Annotated in this window: 24 protein-coding genes and 1 other annotated feature; of the genes, 17 read left to right on the forward strand and 7 right to left on the reverse strand. The window is 42.9% G+C overall.

All coding sequences use genetic code 11. From position 1 onward, the window contains the following. The first annotated feature begins 73 nt into the window (after positions 1 to 73). The 5 genes from GC096_RS31955 to GC096_RS31975 all read left to right on the forward strand — a co-directional run bounded on the left by GC096_RS31955 (position 74) and on the right by GC096_RS31975 (position 4,280). Complete coding sequence (locus GC096_RS31955; protein WP_171636002.1) at positions 74 to 493, forward strand: HIT family protein; 420 nt, start codon at positions 74 to 76, stop codon at positions 491 to 493. A 69-nt stretch (positions 494 to 562) separates the two neighbouring features. After that, positions 563 to 788 (forward strand) — a binding site (T-box leader). 46 nt (positions 789 to 834) lie between these two features. Next, positions 835 to 1,647: a class I SAM-dependent methyltransferase gene (locus GC096_RS31960; protein ID WP_171636004.1), complete on the forward strand. Its 813-nt coding sequence runs from the start codon at positions 835 to 837 to the stop codon at positions 1,645 to 1,647. Between the two features lie 4 nt (positions 1,648 to 1,651). Beyond that, positions 1,652 to 2,284 carry an NUDIX hydrolase gene (locus tag GC096_RS31965; protein ID WP_171636006.1) on the forward strand — a complete coding sequence of 211 codons (633 nt, stop codon included), beginning with the start codon at positions 1,652 to 1,654 and terminating at the stop codon, positions 2,282 to 2,284. Between the two features lie 18 nt (positions 2,285 to 2,302). Further along, entirely contained in the window at positions 2,303 to 2,824 is a 522-nt protein-coding gene (locus GC096_RS31970) for a YfiT family bacillithiol transferase (protein WP_171636008.1), read from the forward strand. Between the two features lie 202 nt (positions 2,825 to 3,026). After that, positions 3,027 to 4,280 (forward strand): stalk domain-containing protein, encoded by a 1,254-nt coding sequence (locus GC096_RS31975; RefSeq protein WP_171636010.1) that lies wholly within the window; start codon positions 3,027 to 3,029, stop codon positions 4,278 to 4,280. A 98-nt stretch (positions 4,281 to 4,378) separates the two neighbouring features. Here GC096_RS31975 and GC096_RS31980 read toward each other — a convergent pair whose 3' ends face one another. Both GC096_RS31980 and GC096_RS31985 read right to left on the reverse strand, forming a co-directional pair. After that, positions 4,379 to 6,157, reverse strand: a complete 1,779-nt coding sequence (locus GC096_RS31980) for a cache domain-containing sensor histidine kinase (protein ID WP_171636012.1) — start codon at positions 6,155 to 6,157, stop codon at positions 4,379 to 4,381. Next, positions 6,154 to 7,728 (reverse strand): response regulator, encoded by a 1,575-nt coding sequence (locus GC096_RS31985; protein WP_171636014.1) that lies wholly within the window; start codon positions 7,726 to 7,728, stop codon positions 6,154 to 6,156. The genes GC096_RS31980 and GC096_RS31985 overlap by 4 nt, the downstream gene beginning before the upstream one ends. A 185-nt stretch (positions 7,729 to 7,913) precedes the next feature. On the opposite strand from GC096_RS31985, the gene GC096_RS31990 reads away from it, so the two are divergent. From GC096_RS31990 to GC096_RS32005, 4 genes are all read left to right on the forward strand, one after another. Beyond that, the gene (locus GC096_RS31990) at positions 7,914 to 8,831 is read left to right on the forward strand and encodes an ABC transporter permease (RefSeq protein WP_056625357.1); all 918 of its coding nucleotides are present in this window, start codon (positions 7,914 to 7,916) and stop codon (positions 8,829 to 8,831) included. Between the two features lie 27 nt (positions 8,832 to 8,858). Beyond that, on the forward strand, positions 8,859 to 9,758 hold the full coding sequence (locus GC096_RS31995; protein WP_171636016.1) for a carbohydrate ABC transporter permease: 900 nt from the start codon (positions 8,859 to 8,861) through the stop codon (positions 9,756 to 9,758). A 72-nt stretch (positions 9,759 to 9,830) separates the two neighbouring features. Then, positions 9,831 to 11,396 (forward strand): ABC transporter substrate-binding protein, encoded by a 1,566-nt coding sequence (locus GC096_RS32000; protein ID WP_171636018.1) that lies wholly within the window; start codon positions 9,831 to 9,833, stop codon positions 11,394 to 11,396. Positions 11,397 to 11,617: 221 nt separating this feature from the next. Further along, on the forward strand, positions 11,618 to 12,271 hold the full coding sequence (locus GC096_RS32005) for a hypothetical protein (RefSeq protein WP_171636020.1): 654 nt from the start codon (positions 11,618 to 11,620) through the stop codon (positions 12,269 to 12,271). Positions 12,272 to 12,325: 54 nt separating this feature from the next. Here the strand turns inward: GC096_RS32005 and GC096_RS32010 are convergent, their stop codons facing one another. Further along, a complete protein-coding gene (locus GC096_RS32010; RefSeq protein ID WP_171636021.1) occupies positions 12,326 to 12,883 on the reverse strand; it encodes an NADPH-dependent FMN reductase in 558 nt (185 codons plus the stop codon). A 305-nt stretch (positions 12,884 to 13,188) separates the two neighbouring features. Between GC096_RS32010 and GC096_RS32015 the strand changes: the two genes are divergently transcribed. Next, a complete protein-coding gene (locus GC096_RS32015) occupies positions 13,189 to 13,407 on the forward strand; it encodes a hypothetical protein (protein ID WP_171636023.1) in 219 nt (72 codons plus the stop codon). A 74-nt stretch (positions 13,408 to 13,481) separates the two neighbouring features. Here GC096_RS32015 and GC096_RS32020 read toward each other — a convergent pair whose 3' ends face one another. Both GC096_RS32020 and GC096_RS32025 read right to left on the reverse strand, forming a co-directional pair. Next, entirely contained in the window at positions 13,482 to 13,961 is a 480-nt protein-coding gene (locus GC096_RS32020) for a hypothetical protein (RefSeq protein ID WP_171636025.1), read from the reverse strand. 77 nt (positions 13,962 to 14,038) lie between these two features. Next, positions 14,039 to 14,917, reverse strand: coding sequence for a LysR family transcriptional regulator (locus GC096_RS32025; protein WP_171636027.1), 879 nt, complete (start codon positions 14,915 to 14,917; stop codon positions 14,039 to 14,041). A 106-nt stretch (positions 14,918 to 15,023) separates the two neighbouring features. On the opposite strand from GC096_RS32025, the gene aroA reads away from it, so the two are divergent. The 5 genes from aroA (at position 15,024) to GC096_RS32050 (ending at position 21,068) form a co-directional block, all read left to right on the forward strand. Then, positions 15,024 to 16,370 carry a 3-phosphoshikimate 1-carboxyvinyltransferase gene (gene aroA, locus GC096_RS32030; protein WP_171636029.1) on the forward strand — a complete coding sequence of 449 codons (1,347 nt, stop codon included), beginning with the start codon at positions 15,024 to 15,026 and terminating at the stop codon, positions 16,368 to 16,370. 19 nt (positions 16,371 to 16,389) lie between these two features. Then, on the forward strand, positions 16,390 to 17,445 hold the full coding sequence (gene aroC / locus GC096_RS32035; RefSeq protein WP_171636038.1) for a chorismate synthase: 1,056 nt from the start codon (positions 16,390 to 16,392) through the stop codon (positions 17,443 to 17,445). A gap of 139 nt (positions 17,446 to 17,584) precedes the next feature. Continuing rightward, entirely contained in the window at positions 17,585 to 18,928 is a 1,344-nt protein-coding gene (locus tag GC096_RS32040) for a spore germination protein (RefSeq protein WP_171636040.1), read from the forward strand. Continuing rightward, positions 18,925 to 19,986: a GerAB/ArcD/ProY family transporter gene (locus tag GC096_RS32045; protein ID WP_171636042.1), complete on the forward strand. Its 1,062-nt coding sequence runs from the start codon at positions 18,925 to 18,927 to the stop codon at positions 19,984 to 19,986. Before GC096_RS32040 ends, GC096_RS32045 begins: the two co-directional genes overlap by 4 nt. Continuing rightward, positions 19,983 to 21,068: a Ger(x)C family spore germination protein gene (locus GC096_RS32050; protein WP_171636044.1), complete on the forward strand. Its 1,086-nt coding sequence runs from the start codon at positions 19,983 to 19,985 to the stop codon at positions 21,066 to 21,068. The genes GC096_RS32045 and GC096_RS32050 overlap by 4 nt, the downstream gene beginning before the upstream one ends. A gap of 76 nt (positions 21,069 to 21,144) precedes the next feature. Here the strand turns inward: GC096_RS32050 and GC096_RS32055 are convergent, their stop codons facing one another. Then, a complete protein-coding gene (locus GC096_RS32055; RefSeq protein WP_246303073.1) occupies positions 21,145 to 22,179 on the reverse strand; it encodes an S-layer homology domain-containing protein in 1,035 nt (344 codons plus the stop codon). A 163-nt stretch (positions 22,180 to 22,342) separates the two neighbouring features. Beyond that, the gene (gene pdxR / locus GC096_RS32060) at positions 22,343 to 23,779 is read right to left on the reverse strand and encodes a MocR-like pyridoxine biosynthesis transcription factor PdxR (RefSeq protein WP_171636048.1); all 1,437 of its coding nucleotides are present in this window, start codon (positions 23,777 to 23,779) and stop codon (positions 22,343 to 22,345) included. A 406-nt stretch (positions 23,780 to 24,185) separates the two neighbouring features. Between pdxR and GC096_RS32065 the strand changes: the two genes are divergently transcribed. Further along, positions 24,186 to 24,587, forward strand: a complete 402-nt coding sequence (locus GC096_RS32065; RefSeq protein WP_171636050.1) for a GNAT family N-acetyltransferase — start codon at positions 24,186 to 24,188, stop codon at positions 24,585 to 24,587. 233 nt (positions 24,588 to 24,820) lie between these two features. Beyond that, positions 24,821 to 25,810 carry an SLAC1 anion channel family protein gene (locus GC096_RS32070; protein WP_171636052.1) on the forward strand — a complete coding sequence of 330 codons (990 nt, stop codon included), beginning with the start codon at positions 24,821 to 24,823 and terminating at the stop codon, positions 25,808 to 25,810. Positions 25,811 to 25,825 lie beyond the last annotated feature (15 nt).

Genomic DNA, 25,825 nt, shown 5'->3' on the forward strand with positions numbered 1-25,825 from the left:
CTCCGATGTGAAGTATGCTATGATACTAGTAATGTTATCCATTAACTAATCGCTAGAATAGGAGACTTCCACCATGACCCCAGTATGTAATTATTGCAGCAAGAACGAGGCATTAGCGAACTTAATGATTGAAATTGGACAATTGCGTGTATCCACGTTGTACTTATTCAAAGAACAGACGTATAAGGGGCGCTGTATTGTTGCCCTGAATGAGCATCACACTGAATTCTTTCACTTATCTCAAGAGAATCAGGATCTGTACATGCGTGATGTGGCGCAGGCTGCGGCTGCAGTAGAACGTGCATTTTCTCCAGACAAAATCAATTATGGCGCCTTCGGCGATACGATGCCTCATGTGCATTTCCATATTGTTCCGAAATATAAGGATGGGTACACGTGGGGTAAAATGTTCGAAATGAATCCCGCTGACAATAAGCAATTGTCTGAGCAAGAATATGAGGAAATCATTGGTCAATTGAAAGAACATTTGTAGCGTCAAAGAATTCATTGACAGGAAGTATTTGGGAATATAAACTTACATCACATCCAACTAATTTGATATCCAAACGCAATGATTGGGACTAGTAAGGAACATCTATTGTCCAGAGAGCTGTCGCTTCGGTGGAAGACAGCCAATAGCTTCCCCAACTCACCCATGAGCGGTAAGATCGAAGTGTCATGTAGATCTTAACGGTTAACCTCCGTGATCGGGTCTCAAGGATTTGTAACGATTCATGTTGCGAATCAAGAAGAGTGGTACCGCGAAGGTTTAACCTGTCGCCTCTTTGTAGGCGATGGGTTTTTTGGCATTTTCAAAAAGGGAGGGAAAAACAAATGAAGAATGTGATCGATTACTATGCCAAGTTTGATGAATGGGGAAGACTAGATCGCGAGCCTATTGAGTTTACGGTAAATTGGCACTACATGAAGAAGTATCTCCCTCGTGGTGGTCATGTCCTAGATAACGGGGCTGGACCAGGCAAATACGCAATGGAATTAGCGAAACTCGGCTATCATGTAACGCTTACTGACCTTACGCCTAATCTTGTCGAGATTGCGAAAGATAAAGCAAATGAGCTGGGTTTAGCAGACATGTTTAGTGGCTTTCAAGCGCTGAACGCAACGCGTTTAGAGGGGATATCAGATGCAACCTTCGATGCTTCATTGATGTTGGGACCATTGTATCATTTGCAAGTAGAAGAGGATCGCATTGCTGCCGCAAGAGAATTGTATCGTGTGACCAAGAACGATGGGATCGTGTTTGTCGCTTTTCAAAGTCGGATGCGAATGCTTCTAACTTCGTTGCTCTTCCCAAATGCTTGGAAACCGAATGACAATATGGCTGCGATTGAGCATTTTATAGAGGAAGGTATTTTTAATCATACAGATGCAGGTCGTTTCACGGGGGCTTATTATTACGATGTGGAAGACATCAAGCCTTTTATGGAAAGCCAAGGATTTGAGACATTAGATCTGATTGGATCTTCCAATCTTGGGGCTTTGTTATCGCAAGAACAGAAGCAATATTGGACGGATCGTGGGGAAAAAGACGCGTTCATAGAACTTCTCATTCGACTAGCGCGTGATCCATCGGTGTTGGGGGTTTCCTCGCATTTGTTATATATCGGGAGAAAAGTAGGAGTGTGAAGAGATGACAGAACGTGATGTAAGCCTCAAATGGTTAGACTGGGCCAAACAAATTCAATCGATTGCCCAAATCGGTTTAACGTATTCGAAGGATGTCTTCGATTTGGAACGTTTCCAGGCGCTTCGGGAAATAAGTGTTGATATTCTGGATACTTACACTTTGGTGGGTAAGGATACGGTTAACCTTAGCTTTGCAAATGAAACCGGGTACGCCACACCGAAGGTTGATATTCGAGGCGTTGTTTTTGAAGAGGATAAGATACTTCTTGTAAAGGAAAAAGCTGATGGAGCCTGGGCACTACCAGGGGGGTGGGCCGATATTGGTTACTCACCTTCGGAAGTAGCTGTGAAAGAGGTCAGAGAAGAGGCAGGCTTTGATGTGGTGCCCGTCAAGTTGCTTGCTGTTCTAGATAAAAAGTTCCATGCTCATCCACCTGAACTCTATCACATCTATAAGATGTTTATTCTTTGCAAAATAATTGGCGGAGAAGCGTTAGTCGGGGTGGAGACGAGTGAGGTGCGTTTTTTCGGTGAAAGTGAACTTCCCGAATTATCAGCAGAACGGAACACGATTGCACAAGTGAAGAGTATGTTTGATTATTTGAGAGATCCGGATAAAGCGGTTAGATTAGACTGAAAGGGTGGGGCGATCGATATGGAACATCTACAATACCCGATTGGGAGATTCGAACGAATCGAGCATCCCACACAATCGGATCGGGATAAGTGGGTGACGGACGTTGCGGAGACAGCTAATTTATTGCGAAAGACGGTCTTACATCTAAATCAGGAACAACGTTTAACAACGTACCGCCCTGGCGGATGGACGGTTCAACAAGTCGTTCACCATATGGCGGACAATGATATGAATGCTTTTCTGCGTTTCAAGCGAGCCCTTACAGAGGACAGTCCCATTGCAAGCTCATACCGGGAAGATTTATGGGCAGAGTTGAGCGATTATCAGGTACCGATTGAAGCTTCGATACAGCTACTGGAATCGATACATATTCGTTTTGTTTCTGTGCTCCGTTCGTTAAGTTCTTCGGATTTCAAGAAGACTTTTACGAGTCCAGTCCTTGGCGTACTTAGTCTGGAAACGGCACTGCAACGTTTGGTATGGCATGATCGACATCACATTGCTCAGATCGCATCACTGAAGGAACGGATGGGTTGGTAGGTGCACTATCAAAGCGAGCAAATTTCATTACATTCAAGGGCTGCCGAGTCTGATCTCGGTGGCCTTTTTCTAATAGAGAAGTATATTTCTCTATTAAGGGAAGACAAATTAGCGCACGGGTGCTCCTTTTTGCAGGAATTAGGAGGGATTTTGTCGAAAAGGAATGATTCGTGGAAATCAAACCGTGTGTTACGGAGGTACAATGACTAATTGGTTGAAAATGAGTGTCAAGTTAGCAGTTGTTCTTGCTGGGGTATCTGGGGCATCCATGGTATTCGGGAATCTCAGTGTACTAGCTGCAAGTAATGACGATCAGAGCGCCGCACTAGACTATTTAAATGATGTCAGGGCACATATGGGCATTCCATTGATGGAATTAGATCCTTCACTTACTACTGCAGCTGGAAAACATGCGAATTATCTCCTGCTCAATCAAGAGAACGGCCATACAGAAACACCAAATATGCAAGGGTTCTCTGGCAAACTTCCCTGGGATCGGGCAGCCGCTGCAGGCCTGGATACAGATAAATTCGGTGTGTTTGAGGATGTTTCGTTTACGACCGATTCGCCAGAAATTGGTGTTCAGTCTTTATTGGATGCTCCTCTTCATCGAGCGAGTTTGATTCTTCCGGACATGTCACTACTAGGCGTAGGGTATAACAAGCATGCACTTGTTCTAAACCCTGCTAAGAAGTGGTTTACCCACACAGGAACAGGCGTTTATCCCTACGATGGACAGACAGGGGTACCGATTGGATTTTATGGGTTCGAGATACCGAATCCATTGGAACAATTCGATTTGGAGAAGTCAGGTTATTTTATTACTTACGCAGGGGTAGCTCAAGATAAGACGGACGTGACCGCCTCGCTGATGAATAGTCGAGATGAACCTATTGAGATTTACAAATTAAAGCAAGAGCTTGGCGATATGAACGCGTGGCATATTATTCCTATAAATGAGCTTGCATATGGAGAAACGTATACGGTAACTGTTGAGAATAAATCATGGTCTTTCACAACTGTAGAAAATCCAGCTGAGCCATCTAAGGAACAGAAAGGCAGTCCAGTCAAAACGGACCCGCCTAAGAAATATACGCAAAATGATGTGGGTATTCGTATCAATGGGACCTATGTAGACGTTTCTCCAAAGGCGAAAATCATTGGCGAAAGTACGTTCATCCCGCTTCGTGGCGTGTTTGAGGCTATGGGAGCCAAAGTGATTTGGGAAGGAACTCGTCAAGAAGTTACCATTGTGAAAGGATCAAAAACGATTGTTTTGTCCATTGGTAAGAAAGAAGCCCTAGTTAACGGAACAAGGCAGGCACTTTCGAATGCGCCTTTTATTTCCACGGATGGCTCTACGTATGTTCCACTACGATTTGCTACTGAAGCGCTTGGCGCGCAGGTGGCCTGGGAAAGTGATAAGTGGACAGCTGTCATCAATCAGCTTGATTAAATGAGATAAAGTACAGAAAAGCCAGCGGGTATCCGCTGGCTTTTCGCTGTGTAGTTGCTCGTGAGAGTTGTTTGAGGAGTTCAGGGTTACATGAATTCTCATTCTTCCTCATCCGTAAAAGGAAACGTGATCTCAACCTCGGTCCCTACACCGGGGACACTTCGATAAATAAGCTTCGCTGGATCTCCGAAATAGTGGCGAATACGCTCGCCAACGTTCTTAACGCCGAAGCTGCTCCCGCCGATCCGACTGCGGCTAATGCCCGCCATCATATCCTCGATGAGGTTGGGATTCATACCTACACCGTCATCTTTGATGAGGAGATGCATCGTGTGATCTTCCAGATAAGCCCGAATCGAGATGCTGCCTTCGCGCTGCGTCCGACCTAATATCCCATGAAGAATGGCATTCTCGACAAGTGGCTGCAGGGTGATTTTCGGGATAGGATGATTAAGCAGCTCTTCAGGAACGTCAATCTGGAAATCGATTTTATTCTCAAAACGAATATTCTGAATCTGCACATAGAACGAAACATGCTGCAGCTCCTCACGCAAGGTGATAATATCTTTGCCGCTGCTGAGGCTGACTTTGTAGAAACGAGCGAGTGCTTTGACGACTTTCTTAATGTCCGTGTTCAGCCCGCTGTCCGCCATCCAGTTAATCAGATCCAATGTATTATACAGAAAATGTGGGTTGATCTGCGATTGGAGTGCTTTTAACTCCGCATTTTTGACCTCTTGTCCCAGACGGTAATGCTCCTTATTCATAGAGCTTATTTGCTCGATCATGTAATTATATGTTTGGATCAGCTCACCGATTTCATCTCGACCCTGCGTTTGAGCGAGCGCGATGAGATTTCCATTCTGCACATCCCTTAGACGGCTAGTCAATTGCGTGACACGTCGTGTGACGGAGAAGGAGAAGAGGTAGGCTAATAAGTAGGCGATGACCGTCACGATGAGCAAAATAACCAACAAATCATTGCGCAATTGATGACTTTGCTGCACGACCTCATGCAATGGAATGACGGTGACCATCCCCCAATTGGAAGGCAGTTGCCGGAACAAATAGTAATTGTTATTCGTTTGCCAAGTGGTGGAGACTGCATCGTCCCATGTATCAGGCAAATTGACTAGCGTGGTTACTGAAGGATCCGAGGATAGGATGATTTGTTGATTCTGATCCACCAAGAAGGTTGTGCTGTTTCTGACCACGTTCGCTTTACTCAGCATGGAACGAATCGTTTCCGCTTGTACATCAACACGCAATTGACCGATCGGAATGGCATAATTGTTCGGATCCAATATACTTCGAACGACATAGAGCGAAGAATTGTCACGAGTAGCTTTCCCCCCAAGCTCAGGGGCTGAGCACCACAAATATTTGGCATGCAAGTCATTTAAACGGTCGAAGCAAGGACTGTCCTTGGTTTCATTTAGTGATAAGAAATTCTCAGACTCATTCGCGAAAATAAAAGCACTCGGCACGTAAAGGATGACACGTGAAATATCGAGACTATCCTGCATAGAGCGCAGCAATTTCTTGAGATTAGCGTATTCCTGCAGTTCACGATTGATATCACTGGTTACATTGTTATCCATCAGAATATCTGAGATGGCGGAGTTGGAGACGAGAATATTCGTTGTCTCTGCAATCCGCTGGACGCGATAATTCAGAAAAGAATACGTCTGATCGAAGCCTTGCTTAGCTGAATAGGTGACATGATTGATGATGATATCGGACATTTTCTCAGAAGCAATGAATTGATAGAAGCCTAGTGGAAGCATGATCAGCAGCAAATAGGTGTACATGATTTTATGACGCAGTTTCGTATTGTACAGCCATTTGCGCAGCATTTGAATGAATGAGAAGATCATGACTGGCACCGCTCCCGATACTCGGAAGGCGTCATACCCGTGGATTTGCGGAAAATTTTGGCGAAATGCTCCCCGTCCTTATAACCCACTTGCGAAGCCACATCGAGGACCTTTAGTCGGTTGTTGCGCAGCAGCTCCTTCGCTTTTTCCATCCGATATTCGGTCACATACTGCTTGATCGTTTTCCCTGTAGCATCCTTAAAGATCGAAATAAGATGTGAAGCCGTCATCTGCATATGATCACTCACATCCTGGACGGAAAGATCGTCATCGGCATAGTGGAGATGGATGAAACGCACAATTCGGGAGCTTGTTGACGACATGCCGCCGTTCGAGCGTTCTTGAATGGCTTTTTTCAATTCGTCTAGTTTCATAGCTGTCACACGGTGGATATCGTCCAAATAATGACATTCCAGGATCAGCTTCCAAGCCACATCATTCTCCTCCGATGTGTCGAAGAGGGTGATGTTCCGACCATGGGCGAATTTGTCCAATTCCAGAATGAAGCGGTAGTAGAGTTCTTTCACACTAACAATCAGCGTACCTGGATGCAGGCGAATATCGGCGGTTATCGTCGCGAGTTGCTGATCGGCGTCGGCAAAATGCTCTTCAGACAACGCTTCCGAGAAGCGGACGAGTTGTTCAGGCTGCGTAACGTAATGAAGCGAGTGAGCGTCACTTCCCGTATTATCATGCAAAATGAGGGAGCACGGTTTGTGAAAAAACGACTCTTGTAAGCGAAGCACAGCACTCGTATAGGACTCCTGCAGCTTATAGGCGGAAGGGACAATTTTGCCCGCAGCGATCGAAAATAAATCATACTCCCGCTTCAAGGCGGTGGACAGCTCATAGCACAGATGTTGAACATGGCTGATTGCGATACTGTCATTCTGCTGTGAAAAGAAGTGAACAATCACGTGATGATCATCTTTCCAAGCGTACAAATAAGGCAGCTCACAGCCAGATAGTGCTTCATCTATTAAATGACCCAGCGATTCTTTCCGTGATCCTGATGAAATCAGCTTGATGACAGCTGTTGCAGCGGGCGCTTGCATGACAGCTGTGAAATCAGCCGCCAATAAGCGACTATGCAGCATATCCTCATCGTAACCGCCGCGAATCAACTGCAAAGCGGCTTCTTGCTTCATGTAGCTCTTATTTTCTTTGGCTACCGTATCATTGGCAACATGTCGCTGTTCTTCTAACACGATATCAATTGCTCCCCGCAGAGCATCTTCCAATTCTTCCACATCAATTGGTTTCTCGACATAACTAACCGCCTTCAAGGTTATCGCGGCTTTCAAATATTCTTTATCGGCATAGCCGCTCATAAAGACGATTTTGCACTGCGGGTACTTCCGGCGAAGATGAAAGGCAAGTTCGATGCCATCCATCCGCGGCATGCGAATATCAGTGAGTACGATGTCGGGTTTGAACTGTTCCGCAATAGCAACAGCATCCAGACCGTCTACAGCTTCATGGAGTTCGGTAATGCCAAGACGCTCCCAACTGACGGATTTGAGTACGCCTTCTCGCGTGAATTTCTCATCTTCTGCAAATAGAAGTTTCATGACGGGCAACCCCCCTTAGATGTAGCTATAGATTATCTCATATTTACACGCAATACCACTAGCTACAGGGCGCATCTGCAAAAGTTACAGGGAATCGATATTTTGTCGGGTTATCACGTTCCAAGTAACCTGTTAATTTAGATACAGGAGAGAGACAACTAGAAACGGATGGGGGAAAGGTAGAGATGAGAACAGGACTCCTGTATCGCATGAGATCCAAGAAAGCGCTGTTATTCATGATCGCGCCGGCTGTGATTTACTTCTTGCTGTTCAGCTATGTACCGATGGCAGGCATTGTGCTGGCTTTCAAGCAGTATCGCTATGATTTAGGAATAATGGGGTCCCCATGGGTAGGTTTGGACAACTTCAAGTTCTTCTTTCTGACAGGAGATGCCTTCCGAGTAACCAGGAACACACTGCTGTACAATGCGGCATTCATTTTGATTAATAATGGATTGCAAATTATTGTCGCCATCTTCATGGCGGAGATCGGGTCCAAGCTGTTCCGTAAAACAGCGCAAACGGTTATGTTTTTACCTTACTTCTTATCCTGGGTGGTCGTAGGGGCGGTTGCTTACAATTTGTTTAACTACGAGCATGGAACCGTAAACACACTGCTGCGTGCGTTGCACATTCCTGAATTAGATATCTATACAACGACGGAGTATTGGAAATATATCTTGGTCTTCTTCTCGGCTTGGAAAGCAGTGGGGTATGGTGCCGTGTTCTATATGGCTTCCATTCTGAGCATTGACCGTGAGACGTATGAAGCAGCCGAAATCGATGGAGCCAACGTGTTCCAGCGCATTCGATATATCACCTTACCATCACTTCGACCAACGATTACAATACTTGTTCTATTAGCGATTGGCGGCATTTTCCGTGGTGATTTCGGATTGTTCTATCAACTTGTGGGTAATAACGGTCTGCTGTATGAAACGACAGATGTCATTGACACTTATGTATATCGCTCACTGCTGGTCAATAATGAAATCGGTATGTCCTCTGCGATCGGTTTCTACCAATCCATTCTGTGTTTTGTAACCATCATGGTGACGAATTTCCTAGTACGTAAATCCGATAAAGATAATGCGTTATTCTAAACTTACAGCAACTTGCGAGGTGGAACTATGAGTACGACCAGTTTGAAAAAGAGTCAAATCGATCAACGAATCTTGGATGCGGTTGGCTATGTCTTTATAGCAGTGATATGTTTGGCCTGCTTGATTCCGTTCTTGCTCATCATCAGTGGCTCATTAACGAGTGAGTCATCAATTACTAGCGATGGGTTTCGCTTATGGCCAAAGGAATTTTCGTGGGATGCCTACACCTTCGCGCTCAAGCATCCACAGCAATTTGTGAGCTCGTATGTGTTGACCATCACTTTAACGGTGACAGGTACAGTTGTCGGATTATTTATTTCCGCGATGGCTGCATATGTGCTGCAACGTCAGGATTTTGAATGGCGCAGCGGATTTTCATTCTTCTTCTACTTTACGACGCTGTTTAACGGTGGACTTGTACCCTGGTATATCTTAATGGTTAACTATTTACACATGAAGAATACGTTCTGGGCGCTGCTTGTCCCGCCATTGTTAAATGTGTTCTATATTATCATCTTACGAACGTTTCTACGCAGCATTCCGGATGCGATTACCGAATCTGCCAAAATCGATGGAGCAGGGGATTTCACGATCTTCGTGCGATTGATTATCCCTTTGGCTAAACCCGGTCTAGCTACGATTGGCTTGTTCACCGCGCTGAATTATTGGAACGATTGGTTTAACTCGTTGCTGTTTGTGCAGAATGAGAAACTGTACACCCTGCAATATTTACTTTATAAAATGCTAGGAAATCTCGAAGGGATTCGCAAGGTTATGGCGATTACCGGTATGCAGGTAACTGACTTGCCTGGCGAGAGTTTGAAAATGGCCTTAGCCATTCTTGTCACGGGACCGATCATTTTCTTGTATCCGTTCGTACAGCGTTATTTCGTTCAAGGCTTGACGGTTGGAGCTGTAAAAGGGTAAAAAAGGGTAGCCCCGGGAATTCCAATTCCCGGTTTATCATAACTTATCTATCATTTATAAGGGGAGAATAACATGGCAAACACGAAGAAATTAGCCACACTCAGTCTGGCATCCTTATTTGCGATGGGAACTGTACTGACAGCTTGCAGTACCAAAGAAGCATCGCCTTCTCCAAGTACATCTGTGGTTCCACAAGCAAGCGCTTCCGCTACTGCAGTTGCTAATACGGGTATTGACACAAGCAAGGAAGTTAAGCTGAAAACGGTTCTGTTAGGCTCCAAGCCAAAGGCTTTTGATGAGGTATATGGGGAAGTCAATAAATTAATGAAGCAAAAGATTAATGCCACACTCGACATTAGCTTCTTGGATTGGGGCGAATATCAACAGAAATATCCTTTGATGTTTGCTGCGAATGAAGATTTCGATCTTGTCTTCTCAGCGACGTGGTCCTATTATGCCCAGCAAGCTACGAAGAATGGTTTCATGCCTTTGACGGAAGATCTGATCAAGAAATTCGCTCCTAAAACATGGGCCGAGGAGCCGAAGGTTGCTTGGGAGCAAGCGAAAATCAACGGGAAAATTTATATGATTCCACAGAACAATTTTGAATACAGCTATCATATGATCGGTATTCGTGGTGATCTGCGTCAGAAGTATAATTTACCTGAGCTGAAAACGTATGATGATTATGTGAATTACTTGAAAGTAATCTCAGAGAAAGAGAAAGATTTCAAGCCAAGCATTGGGGTAAGTGAGTTTAACTCAGTAGAGTTGATTCAGCCGAACGAGTGGAATTTTGTCGTACCGCAGCTGCCTATCGTGTATAAAGTAACAGAAGCAACAGGTAAGCTGTTTAGTTATGTAGATACACCAGAATTCGCTACATTCTCTAAGAAAATGTTCGATACCCAGAAGACCGGTGCATGGTCCCGTGATGCGATTGCGAACAAAGTAGATAAGACGCAAGCTTTCAAAGATGGTAAATTAGCATCTGTTGAGTGGAACCTTGGTACTCTGCTGCGTACGAAATCCGAAATGCAAACGACGCATCCGGATTGGAAAGTTGAGCTATACGATCTAAGTGCAGACAAGAAACGTCTATCCAATCCATTCATCAACAATGGGATGTCCATTCACGCGGGTTCCAAGAACTATGAGCGCGCATTGATGGCGATTGACCTTCTTCGTTATGACCCGGAAATTCATGATTTGACGAACTATGGCATCAAAGGCAAGCATTATGAGCCAGTAGGCAAAGATCAATTCAAGCCTCTACCTGCCTCGGCTGATTTCCCGCCATCGGGTACAGATCCATGGGGCTGGAACTCATTGAATGAGCGTCTGGATTCGACGGTAGCTGAAGAGACAATTAAATTCACAGAGAACTGGAAGAAAACCGTAACGGTTAATCATCCATTGGAGACATTTACGTTCGATGATTCCAAAGTGAAAAATGAAGTTGCCGCTGTCAGTAATGTGATGGAAACTTATGGTAAACCGTTATTCTACGGCTTAGTTGATCCTAGCGATGCTGGACATGGTTTGCAAATTTTCAAAGACAAGTTGAAGCAAGCAGGCATTGATAAGATTGTGGCTGAAATGCAAAGCCAGGCTGATCCTGTGATCGCTAAAAAGTAAGTGTGTGGACCGCTTCCTGTGTGCAGGGGGCGGTTTTTTGGTTGGGCGAGATAGTCGAAATAATCGACTATCTCGGTTGGAACGGGCGCCGGCGGGGATTCGCCCATTCATGAATATTTTAGACAACATAACATATGTTATGTAAACAAATACTCAATAGAAGGAATTCACAAACTCTATATGGAATATATATACATAAATTATAAAAGAGAGGAAGAGCCATGACACATCGGATTTTTAAATGTTTTAGACTATCTCTTGTGATAACCATGCTAACGTTATTGACAGTTGGTTGTTCAGAATTATTTGATTATAAACCAAGTCTTAAAGCTAATGAAATAGCTCTTACACCTGTCGAGTTGTTCAAGGGGGATGGCGCTAAATTTAAGCCATTTATGGGCGCTATGTCGGGAGCATTTCAATTACGTTATCACGGTACGAAACCACATGCAACGCTGGATATTGATATTTGGCGGAACGGAAAGAAAGAGAAGACGATCGGGGCAATTGGCGATTTGTTCTTTCAGACACAAGCGGAAAATAGTAAAGAACTGGAGGTCATCATCTCCATAGATAAAGTAGAAATAGAGGGGCAAGCTGCTCTAAACACGATAAAAGTGGGTTTGCGATCTCATTCAGGATCAAATATAGCTGTTTTTACCGCTCCATGGGATAATAAACTGAATGCTATAGGTCTGATTGAGAATAGTGAACCCCGTATCTTTAACACGAATGAGTCCGTTCATGTCTGGGGAATGCATGCGACGAGTACGAATGAAATTCGTACATCTGATTTCTCACCTGAAGCGCTAAGCAGGATTGAATATGCGATTATGTTCACCTTGCGTTTTGATGAAATAGACCAAAAAAGCTGAATTAGGGGAACCCTAAAATCAGCTTTTTTTCACATTCTTTTGCTTAGATAGGAATTAACGTAATGTCTTCAAAGCTCCGCTCCAAGCAATGACTTGATCAAACATGGTGTTCGCAGCGGCATCCTGACGCGGATTGGGCTTGAGCACTGTGAAGTTCTCAAAATCAGTAAAGAGGGATAAGGTTACCTGAGCACGTACGCCGGCAATATGTAATTCAGCTAAGATGAGTCTTAGGTTCTCTGCAGCACGCGCTCCACCCGTACCTCCACCATAACTGACGATTCCAGCTGCTTTATCTTTCCATTCATTGTATAGGAAATCTAGCGCGTTCTTCAGCGCCGCTGGAACGGCATGATTATACTCTGGTGTCACGAAGATGTAACCGTCGTAAAACTGAATTGCTTTCGACCAGGCAATGGTATGTTCTTTCGTGTATTTCATCATCATAGGTGGATGAGGTTCATCATAAAGTGGCAAATTAAAATCGGCCAGATCGACGATCTCAAATATGGCATCCGTACGTTTGCTCGCTACTTCATGTACCCACTGAGCGACGACTTCGCCTCTACGACCTGGGCGAGTGCTGCCGAGAATAATTCCGATTTTTAACATCGTTATGGCCTCCATAAGATTAAGTATTTACGAGTAGCATAACGGTTGAATAGAATCTTGTGCAATTGAAAATACAGTTATAACAAATGTTTCCCGCGGGGGATCACTAATAAATGATATTTGTTTACATAATATAAGTTAAGTTTACTGTTACGCTAGAAATGACATTTTCGCGTCATAATAACAGATACTTTTTGAAATTTGTATGAACATGGAAGCGAATGTATATGATTTATCATACAAGCTCCTATATAATTTAGGAGAAGACATTTTGATTAGACAAAAGAAGGGTGGTCGCTTTTCTTATGAATACATCCATTTACTTTGTGATATTTTCTGTTATTTTATTGTTTGGCTTATTGTCGACATTCCTCATCGGTTTTTCTCGTAAAAATCGTGAAGGGGATCAGTCCTATTTTCAGAAAACAGGCACGAAGTGGGTAAGGCTTACATCTTTGTACGTCATCTCGATTGCAGCAGGCTTATTAGCGTTGCTAGCTTTTATTCGATACTCAATTGAATAGACATACATACAGAAAAAAATCTCCATAACTGGAGATTTTTTTATTTTGACGCGGAATAGGGAGTTATGTAGGAGTCATGCCGGCATCGATGGAAACGTGTTGATTTTGATAAAGTGAATCTGCAACGATCCGAAAAATGCTTTCCCTTGATTATAATGCAGCTCACATTTGTACCCATATTCACAGGCAATGGCTTGTAAGGATTTGAACCCAGGGAGCGCTCTAACCATAGTCGTGATTTGCTTCGTGATATGATTGGGTAGTTTCATAACCATCGTGGACGCATTAATGCCATCTACAACGGAGATAAAGCTAGGGAACTCGGGTTTCTTGAGAAGTCCAAGATGGATATGATCCTCAGCAATTTGTAAGATTTCCTTATTCAAACGATTGAGGTTTAAGGTCATGTTTTTATAAAAGTAGATGCCAAATCCGATTTTGTTCGTCAATGGATTTAAGCGTTTCTTCCATTTCAGTACGTTTGCTTCCCAATAAGACTCCAGTTGATCGCTAATTCTAGTCCAGTTTAATCGTGATGTGAGAAAATTTTTCATGCATTACTCCTTAAACAGTTAGATTTCTTACTTTAATTAAGACGTTGGAACAAGGAGTATGGTTCATTTACGTCAAACTACGCGAGTAGAATCTGAACAAAACCTTCAGCAGCTAGCGATAATTTCATATCTCGACGAACGGCTAAACCAATGCTGCGCGGTGGAAGTGGTTCCTGCAACGTGAGCTCCAAGAGAGTGCCTGATCGAAGCTCATCCTGTACAAATGACCGACTTATGAAGGCAACCCCGTAACCTAACCGTGCGAACTCCGCTAGGAGATCAATATTCCCTAATTCAATATCTGGATTCACCGCGAATCCTTGTAATGCAAACCATTTTTCTATAGATACTCTAGTACTGCTCCCTGGCGACAAGAAGATAAGAGGTAGCCTCGCGAGTTCCTTCGTAGAGATGGAACAGTTCGTCCATTCTCGGAAATCTTCCCCAACCACGAAACAATCCTCCAACGTCGCTATCGTGTGAATCGTCAAATCCGAATCTTCAATCGGTAGATGAACGATGGCACAGTCAATTTCACCTTCCTTTAAACGCTTCGTAATCTCGCCTGTTTTCCCGTGTGATAAACGAATCCGAATGCCTGGATATTGCCTATGATAAGCATTCAACTGAGGTAACAGGAGGTGCTTAATCAATGAATCACTTGCCCCGATCCGAATCTCACCTTGATGTAATTGCTTCAGATTGAGAAGATGCTTCTGTCCCGAATCCAGCATAGCAAAGGATTGTTCCACATAGTCAAACAGCGTGCGTCCTTCTTCTGTGAGCTCAACACCTTTGGACAGACGATGAAATAATTTAAGCCCAATTGCCTCTTCCATTTGCTTAATGGCATAGCTTACTGAGGGTTGCGTTATATGAAGTTCTTGCGCAGCTTTCGTTAGATTTCGGCATTTGGCCGTATGTAAAAAAATACGATACCATTCTAAATTGATCATTTGATATAGATCACCTCTATGACAAGTTATAAATATTCCAATTTCATTTATCTCATTGAACTCATTATAATTGGCATATAGCAAAAACACAAAAGAGGTGGCGAATATGGCGATGCATCAACCAGATTGGGAAGCGCGGTCTCCGTGGTCGACGAATAAGGGGGAATCGGAAGTACGCATTAGTCCTCCAAAATCGAGCGTAGCAGGAACCATCCGAGTGCCTGGGAGTAAAAGTCTGACGAACCGAGCGTTACTGATTGCCGCACTAGCTGAAGGTAAATCAACGTTAAGAGGCATTTTGAAAAGTGATGATTCGTACTGGTGTATAGAAGCATTAACCAAGCTAGGAGTGACTGTTGTCATCGATGGAGAAACTGCTTATGTGGAAGGCTGTGGTGGAAATTGGCCCAATTCATCTGGAGAGCTCTACATGGGGGCAGCAGGTACGGTTGCACGGTTCTTGCCGGCAGCTTTGGCTATCGGACGAGGGAAATGGACGATCAAAGGGAGTAAACGATTAAGTGAGCGACCACTCGCACCACTACTTTCGGCGCTTTCAGCGCAAGGAGCTTCGTTCAATTATTTGGAGGCGGAACACCGATTGCCTTATGAACTTGATGCTGCCGGTCTCAAAGGTGGAACCGTGAAGTTACCTGGATCAACGTCCAGCCAATTCATTAGCGGGGTATTATTAGCCGCACCTTATACGCAAACACCATTAACCATTGAGATTGAAGGAGAAATTGTGCAGAGGGATTATGTTCAATTAACCATGGATATGATGAGATCTTTTGGTATCACTCCGCAGGTTTCTGAGGACGGACAATCAATTCGCGTTCCTTCAGGGACCTATCAAGCGCAGACGTTGCAACTTGAACCAGATGTCTCAACTTGTTGTTATTTCTGGTCTTTAGCTGCATTAACCGCTGGTCGTGTAAGAATTGAAGGCATTGATGCACGGAGCAAGAGTCAGCCTGACATAGAGATATTAGATGTACTAGAGCTAATGGGTTGTACCGTTCTACGCGGCGAGAATTTCGTTGAAGTGCAGGGTACTAAGCAGCTCAAAGGTGGCTTTACACGTAGTATGAAGCAATGGTCCGATCAAACGTTGACGATAGCAGCTTTGGCTCCTTTTGCAGATGGACCGATTACACTTACCGATGCAGCTCATATTCGACATCATGAATGCGATCGTATTGCGGCGATGTGTTGTGAACTCGGCAAACTTGGCATTCATGTAGAGGAACATCAGGATGGTTTAACGATCTATCCTGGGCAACCGTTGCCTGCTTTGGTAGACTCGTATGACGATCATCGCATGGCTATGGCTTTGACTTTGATCGGCCTAAGGGTTGAAAATATCCGTATTGTAGATCCAGGGTGTGTATCCAAGACATGTCCAGGCTATTTCGAACAATTGTCTACATTAGGCATAGAAGTTACTTACTAAATAGGAGGATTACAATCATATGGCAGGAAATACTTTCGGTGAAATTTTCAAAATTACAACTTTCGGGGAATCACATGGAGCCGCGGTAGGCGTCATTGTGGATGGTGTAACACCAGGCATTGAGATCGATGAAGCCTATATTCAGAAACAGATGGATCGAAGAAAGCCTGGCCAATCCTCGGTGACCTCCCCACGCAAAGAATATGATATTATTCATATTTTATCGGGTGTTTTCGAAGGGAAAACGACAGGTACGCCGCTGTTTGTCAATCTCTATAATCAAGATATGAAGCCAGAAGCTTACAATGATATTCAGAACTCGTTTCGACCAGGCCATGCGGATTTCACGTATCTGCAGAAATACGGAATCCGCGATCATCGCGGAAGTGGACGAGCTTCGGGTAGAGAAACTGCGGGCAGGGTAGCAGGTGGGGCAATCGCTCGAAAACTGCTTGAACACCGAGGTGTACAAGTGGTAGCCTATACCCAAGAAATCGGAGGAATTCCTTGTCAGACCTTCGATGAAGATGCGATTGAACGCAATGCAGTACGTGCATGTGATCCGATTGCCGGAGCCAAAATGATTGAAAAAATTGAGCAATTAGCTGCGATTGGTGATAGCTGTGGAGGTATCGTAGAATGCCGGATTCGTGGGGTTATGCCTGGTCTTGGAGAGCCGGTATTTGATAAATTGGATGCTGAATTAGCGAAAGCAATGCTGTCTATTGGCGCTGTGAAGGGGATTGAATTTGGTGCGGGTTTCTCAGCTGCAACAATGTTAGGTAGTGAGCACAATGATGAAATGGATAGTGACGGATTTCTCAGTAACCATTCTGGAGGAATTCTAGGCGGGATTAGTACGGGACAAGAAATTATTTTCCGAATTAGTGTGAAGCCGACTTCTTCGATTTCTGTTGCCCAAAAGACGTTAAACGTGAATGGTGAGGAACAAGAAATTCGAACGATAGGTCGCCATGATCCATGTATTTGTCCGCGAATCGTACCCGTGGTTGAAGCGATGGCGTGCTTAGTATTGGAAGATTTGTATAAACGACAAGCAGCTAATCTCGGATAGATAGAACGATAGTTAAATGACCAGTGCAGTCTGAAACTCAGGCTGAGGCACTGGTTTTTTTTCTTTTTCGGAGTAATCGAAACCGAATTGGAGGATATTAAAAGGAGAGGAAATTTCAAGTAAAGAGGCGAGAAGACAGATGAACAGAACGACATCAATAGAAAAACTAGCCTATATCGATGAAGTTTTTGAGCATACATCTGATTTTGTAAGCAGGGATGCTTATATTTATGAGGCGCATGTCCACATATGCTATTTAGAAACATTAGTTCATTATGAAGAAACGTTTGACAACCTCGTTAATAGGCTGTCACTGCTTCATGGCAAGGACAATCCGATTGAACAAATCGGCTTATCCCCATCGGTAAGGCTGAATGTCCCCTTGACTGAGATCGTGAATGCCATATTGCAAGGTAAGTTGGTTATTTTCCCACAAGAAGGCTACGATAACATGTTGATTGAGCCTTCTTCCGTCAACATGAATCGAGGTATTACGACTGCAGAAACGGAGAATCCGATTCAGACTTCGCTAGATGCCTTTACGGAAGACATTTTTGCCAACATAAGTCTTATTCGCAATAAAATGAAAATCAAAAATTTACATATTCAGAACTTTACCCTTGGATCTACACTTCCACGTGATGTGGCTGTTCTTTATGTGGATGGACAAGTTGATCCAAAGGTCGTTGAACTCATCCATACCTGCTTGAATGATAATGCCATGATGGATGTTTCGAATGTTCAAGGATTGCTGAAAGCGCTCAAACAGCCCTACTACAGTCTTGTTCCAACCTATGTCACATCCGAGCTTCCTTCGACAACCAAACACAATCTGATGGACGGTCGAGTGATCCTTTTCTTAGATCATTTTCCGTTCTCGATTTCGTTTCCTTCTATTATATCGGACTTTTGGGAGGTACAAACAGATAAAGATCAACTACCACTGTTTATGTATTTATACCGAATTATTCGTATCGCGAGTTTAATCATCGCGCTTACCATGCCAGGGTTATATGTGGTTCTTAATTCTGTGAACCCTGAATTGTTGCGGATTCAATTGGCTGTATCGATTACGAACTCAAGAGAAGGAGTTCCCTATCCCGTGTTAGTTGAATTGCTTCTCATGCTGTTTATTATTGAAATGGTCATCGAAGCGAGCATTCGTCTTCCCAAAAGTATTGGTCCAACCATTACGATGGTTGGCGGTATTATTCTAGGACAAGCGGTCGTTCAAGCTAGGTTAGTCAGTTACTTTCTTATCATTGTTGTAGCTGGATCGACAATTGCACATTTTACGATGGGCACCTATATGAACACAGTCTCGATCCGATTGTACAAGTATGTAGTCATTTTATTTAGCGCTATGTATGGCATACTCGGCCTAATGGTATCGATCGTCTTGTTTTGTTTTTACCTTGGAACAATTACAACGTTTGACGTGCCCTATTTAAGCCTCTCTACCAAAAGAGTGAAAAACAAATGAGCAATAAAGCCCTATTAACGATGTTTGTCATCGTTCACCTCTCGTTGTATTTTTATATCTATCCCGTCAAAATGATTGAGTCTACATCCAAAGGGCATTGGGAGCCTATTGTTATTGGTTTTCTTCTAGAATTGTGCTGCGTATGGGTTTATGTGAAGGGACTTGCTGCTTTTCCAGGTAAGGACCTCGTTGATATCTGCAAAGAAGTATCAGGGACATGGGTGGCACGTCTTTTGCTTATTCCGCTGATCGTCTATTTATTTCTGGATTCCAACTTTACGCACAGCTATGAAATGGAATCGATCAGCATCCTATTACTGCCTAATACTCCTACGTATTTCATTTTATTGTTGTATATTATTCCCCTTTACGTCGCTTGGAAAGGCTATGACGCGATCTCAAGAGGGGGGATGGTCGTATTCATCTGTGTGTTTCCCTTGGTGCTATTCTCTTTGATTAGCGCAATGAGTAATTTCGATTTCAATAACATCTATCCAATCATCGATACACGGCTCAGTTTCTTCAAGAAACCGACGTTTTATTCTGCCTTTTTCGTGCATGCGGGCTTCTTGTTCTTAGGATTGGTTAAGATGAAGCGTCGATTGCCATTTCGCCAAATCACTTCGATGTTGGGGATACTTCTTATTTTTGCAATGTCCTCTGTGTATGTGCCCATGCTCATTTTCGGTCAGGAATCGATTATTTATTTTCGCTATCCGAATGTATTGACTTCTGACACGATTGATAGTGAGTGGATTGTATTTGATTGGCTCCCAACTTTTTTCGTTATTGCCATGATCGCTATCTCGATGGTAGCAGCAGCAGTGAGTTTCTGGATGATGTCAACGCTGATCGAAAAACTATTTTTGAAAAAGAAGAGAGGAATAGCAGTCCTCATCGTTGGCATTTTATCCTATATCTTCAGTTGTTATTTGGATAATATCGACAAACTAGGGAAATATATTACGTTAAATACTATCCTATGCTTCTACTGCATCCTTGGTATCCCACTTGCCATTATTCTCATGGGTTTAAGGGTTAGGAGGAAGCCGGCTTGATCCATCGATCATTTCTAACGGTTGTACTGGTTCTATGTACCCTGAGTACACTCCTTACAGGTTGTTGGGATACGAAAGACATTAACAAGCGACTCATGCCCGTTGTGATGGGAATATGTAAAGAGAAGAATCAGGATTACCGAATTATTTTACAAATTCCGAGTCCTCAAAAAAAAGGCTCTCAATATATGGAGAGCAGCTCCGCGACAATCAACAATGCGGTTGACAACATCCGAACAAAATCGGAAAAAAGTATCGATCTTCTCCATATCCGACTGTTCCTTATCTGTGAAAAAACGGCAAAGGAAGGTATTGGCGATATTATCGATTATGCGATTCAGGCAAACGATATCTCCATTAAAGGGTTACTAGCCATAGTTAAAGGCGATTTCGATGATGTTATCCATCACGAAATCAATGCAAATCCAGAGCTTTCCTCTTATGATTTTTTCAGTGAGCAGGCTGGTTGGACACCTGAAACGACCATCGTACGCTTATGGGAAGCCTACCGAAATATTAAATCCAACACACAAGACATGTCGATTCCTATTCTTACAAAAGGAACAGATACCCTGTATCAATTTAAAGGATCAGCCATTATGGGTGGGGATAAAATGGTAGGGGAAATTTCTTCTGATGAAGTATTAATTTACAATGTATTTCAGGAAAGATATACGGGTGGAACCATTGAAGTTGCCGAAGATAGTAGTGTGAGGATTAAAAAAGCAACTATTAAACATGCCCTTAATTGGACTGAATCAGGGCCTCAGATAAAAAGTCGTATTCGCTTGAAAGTAGAGATTTTGGAAAATAAAAACGAAGAAACTGAGGGTCAAATTACGAAGAAACTCAAAGAGATCATCGAGAAAAGAGCTCAAAAACTAATAACAGATCTTAAAAGTGATAAGGCAGACGTTCTAGCTATAGGACAACTTTTCCGGAAAAGGATGAACGATGAACAAATAAGAGATTGGAAAAAGATTTGGTTTGAAGACTTGGACTATGAAATCTCCGCAGAAATCACCATACTCAACAGTATATATGTAAAGTCTCCGAATAAAATCAAAAAACAAGATCAATAGAGAGAATAACGTTTGTTCAATAAAACAGCAGCAGTCCAGGACTTTATTTTCTCGTCCATGACTGCTGCTTTTAAATTTACTTCTTTAAGCCCTCGACCGCTTTAACCGCTTGAGTAGCGATTTCTGTTGCATCTGTAAGGGTAATGCCATCTTGCGGATGAAAAGTACCGTCTGCATTAAGCTCGACAATATCTAAAGCAAGCGCGGTTTGGATGGCGCCAACATTGGATAAGTCTATCTTGTCATTATCTTTGATTTCGACTGGATTTAATTTAATCATTGGCAATTTCTCACTGGTTTGAAATGTGTGAATGAGAAGATATGTGAACGATTCACGCGTCATTTTGGCATCCGGATCTATCTTGATTTTGATATCAGTACCCAATTTACCAAGTGCATCTGTGATAAGTTGAACACCTTGTGCTGCTGAGATAGGGTCATTGCTTGTAACGGGCGCTTGATGAGTTTTCAGGTAATCTAACGCATTATAAACTTCCTCAGCAGCCTCAGCACGAGTAATTTCAGCTTTTGGATTGAATGTTCCATCGGTATTCAATGTAATAATCCCGTATTTAAGTCCACGTTGGATCGATCCCGAATAATCAACGGTTAGTTGATCTCCATCTTTGATATCGACAACAAGCGGGTTAATCAAAGGGAGGTTCTTACTCACTTCGATTGCTCGAACAAGCTGATGTGTGAACTCTTCGCGTGTTAATTTTTTATCAGGGTTTAGATCTTTGGGAAGATCAACATTGTTGACTGCCGCAACGATAAGGGCCTGTGCATACCATGCGTCATTTGAAGCATTCGTAATATAATCGCTAGCTTTCGGTTCTTTCACGAATCTGACCAAATCTAAATTAAGTCCAAGTGCGTTCACCAGTAGTTGTACAGATTGGGCTGCTGTAATTTTCTCTTGTGGTGAAAAAAGCGTAGAAGTTATTCCACCGACAATACCGCTTTCTTGTAGGGCTATAATTTTATCTTTTGATGCAATGTTGTTTAGGTCAGTAAAGGAGCTAGTAGCTGCAAAGCTTTGTCCAACTAAAGATAGGGATAGCAACGCAGTTGCTGCTGTTAGCGTGAAGGTCTTGATTGTTTTTTTCATATTCATTCACCTCATATGGTTTTTTGTGTTTCAGAAACTTAAACGGCACTGTTGATAAAAAGGTTGCAGCTACACTTAAATAAGTTACTATCATTTCTAAGGCAGTCTCATTGTAAAATAAGCGAATTGAAAAAGGCCGCAAATTTGCGGCCTTGTAAGGTCATTAATTACTGCACATCTCTAAAGCAGCATGAAGTTGTTGAATACCTGGAATGATTTCATTGAAATGGGGCCTTGCAAAGCTTAGACGAATCCATCCTTTATTGGATCCATAAACAGTTCCCGGTACAAAAATAACGCCTCTTTTGGTGGACTCTTCAAGCCATTTAAATTCATCAACTTCGCGGTTGATTCTACACCAAAGTGTAAGCCCACCCTGAGGTATGGCATATGAAATCGTATCTCCCATAATTTCTGTTAGTCCTCGCATGAGTTCATTTCTCTTATTTGCTAATTCTGTTCGCAAGAATTGAATATGATTATCGAGATGACCTTCCTTGATAAAATGGTTAGCAACCCACTGCGGAATGCTGCTCAAGCCGAAATCCATCTGTTGTCTAGCATCGGACAACCGACTAATAACGGATTGTGGAGCGATTAACCAACCAATTCGTATGCCAGAAGAAGCCGTTTTGGATAGGGAACCAATATATAAGACATTGTTATTCTTATCTAATGATTTCAAGGTAGGAGGTGGATGACCATCGAAGGCGGTTAATGTGAAAGTGTCATCCTCAACGATCGGTATGCCTAGCTCCGATGCAATTTCAAGCAGCCTAATTTTTCGTTCAGTTGGCATTACACTACCCGTTGGATTTTGATAGTTAGGGTTTACAAATAACATGCGAATTTTGTATTTGCGATATAGTGTCATAACTTCTTCTGGATTTATGCCGTGCTCATAGGAGGGGATACGGAATAAGCGAAGGCCAGCCGATTGAAACATGGGCAACGAATAACAGTAGGAAGGGTCTTCAATCGCAACCGCGTCTCCAGGATTCAATAAACACTGTAGAATTAAATATAAGGACTGTTGGGAACCAGCTGAAATTAATATAGATGAGTAAGTTGTATGAATGTGAAGATGCTTAGCAAGAAAGGAAACAAGCGTTTCTCTCAGTTGTGCGCACCCTTGCGGGTTATCGTAACCAAGTTGTTCATGAAAGGGCCGCTTTTGTAAAAGTTCACGGACGATATCTTGCGGATATAGATCTGGTGACAACTGGCCGCTTGCGAAGTCGATAAGCCCTTTTTTGTGAAGTAATTCTTCGCGAATCCGGCGTACGAATGGTTGATTGGGGAGGAAATTTCCTCCTTCTACATACTCTTTCCAGTTGGGAGTTTGGTTAGTCATGTTCTCCTCATTCAGATTGGAAACAATGGTACCATTGCCTTTACTACTTACCAGTATGCCAGTAGCACGAAGTTCTTCGTACGCAGCTACCACGGTACTTCGGTTAACGCGTAGTACGGCGGCCAATTTTCGTTCGGATGGAAGCGTACTGCCAGGAGGGAACTCTCCAAATGCTATGCGGTGTTCCATGTAATCTGCAATTTGTTGATAAATAGGCGTTTTGCTTGATCGATCAGGCTTCCACATAAAATATACCAACTTTTATCAAATTTTTGTCATACTATTTGAAGTTACGTTAAATGAGCAACATGAAAATACAAAAAATAAGAAAAATTTAGGTTTCTGAGGTCAACTTGGATGGTTTGTTTTCTTGTTGAGTGGATGGTTACATCGTGAGTAAAAGTAGTTATGATGAGGATTGTGTGTCTTTGTCGTTTTAAAACTCGTATGAACTTATTATCATTAGTTTATCACGATTGAGGCACTGTCGCTCGCTTAAGCTGCGAGAAATTTTCAGTTATTTTGGAAGGGATTCATGCTAGTGATCAAACGGTTGGTATGGCTGAGCAAATTAGTGAAGCGTTTAAATAGCCAGTAAGCCACTCGGAGCGTTGGATATTGAATACATATTGAACGGATGAGGGTAAGTAAAATGAGTAGTTTAAGGGTATTAAAAGATCGTTATGATGAGGAAATTGTTGAGCTCATATTATCTTTTCATCATCATGAGTTCATTGCCTTGAAAGAGAATAAATGGGGAAACACCGTAGAGCAGGCGAATGCGCATGATATCTTTCCTATTAAAAAGTTTTATATATATATCGAAAATCGGGGGAAGGAACTCTCTTTTGGACAAGAATTGTTGGACGTAATTCTTGAGTATGCAAGGCAGCAAGGAGCAACAACCATTTTCTTGGACACGCCTGCAATTGCAAAGAGGTCACAACACTTTTTCGAGAAAAATGGGTTGGTCGCGATAACCAAACATGATTTGCCGATTCGTTATAATTACCCTGATCGAAATTCGTTATTTCATCGATTTGATTTCATTTAGGGCTGGAGAAGCTGCATGGATGAAGCATATAGATCAATTAGTTCGATTAGAATCCGCTAAATTGGCGGATTTTTTGTTTTCAATCTAGTCATCCTATCTATAGGAACAATAGAAACAACAACATTGATCACTTCCTGTTACAAGGGTAAGATAAGGATGTTCCTTGCATGCAGGAAGGCAGTCATAGCGAGTGCCGCGGCTCTACACAAATATGAATATAGAGGTGACTTACTATGAATACAATGGCTTCCCCCATACAGAACCATAGAAGAACTTTCGGTTCCGTTCAGTTCTTGCCAGTCAATTTATTCGCTTCTGTAATGGGTATTTCAGGATTGTCTTCAGCTTGGGGACAAGCGAGCAAGCTATTTGGCACTTCTCCAGCCATCGCGGATCTGATTGGAATTGTTGCGATCATCATGTTTATCGCGTTAAGTATAGGTTATATTTATAAGTGGATTCGCTACCCTCAGAATGTAGTTAGCGAATTTAGGCATCCTATTATAGGGAACTTTTTCGGTACAATCACGATTTCGATTCTATTGCTTTCTACCGTAATAGGAACTTACAGTCAAGCATTAGGTCAAGCTGCCTGGATCATCGGTACAGCGACCACGTTACTGCTTAGTTTTGTTTTCGTTTCACGATTGTTTAATGGGAATCAAGAGCCTGGAAATGCTGTTCCACCATTGCTTATTCCTGGGGTCGCTACACTTGATGTGGCCGTCGCTGGCGGAACGATGCCGTTTACATGGGCGCATGAAGTCAATCTGCTGTGCTTAGCGATTGGTGGAATTATTGCATTGGTTTTCTTCATCATGATCGTGTCCAGATTGGTTCATAAGGAACCTTTGCCAGTTGGATTAATGCCTTCAATGATGATCATGACTGCGCCATTTGAGGTAGGCTTTCTTGGCTATACGAATGTTATGCAACGAATAGATGGTTTTTCAGCGATATTGTTTTACTTTGGCCTATTTTTATTTGTTGTCATGTTCTTTAAAGTGTTCAAAAAGTCAGTACCATTCGGTGCTTCTTGGTGGGCGGTAAGTTTCCCGATGGCTGCGCTTAGCAATGCTGCTTTGAAGTATGCGATGTTCGTACATTCTTGGCTACTCATTACCATTGCCGCGGTCATTCTGGCTTTGCTTAGTGTCGTTCTGATCATTCTGTTTATTCGAACGCTGAACATGCTGTTTAACGGCAAATTGTTGAAAGGATAGTGAGGTGAAATAGAT

This window comes from Paenibacillus plantarum (genome assembly GCF_013141695.1).
Lineage (GTDB): Bacteria > Bacillota > Bacilli > Paenibacillales > NBRC-103111 > Paenibacillus_E > Paenibacillus_E plantarum.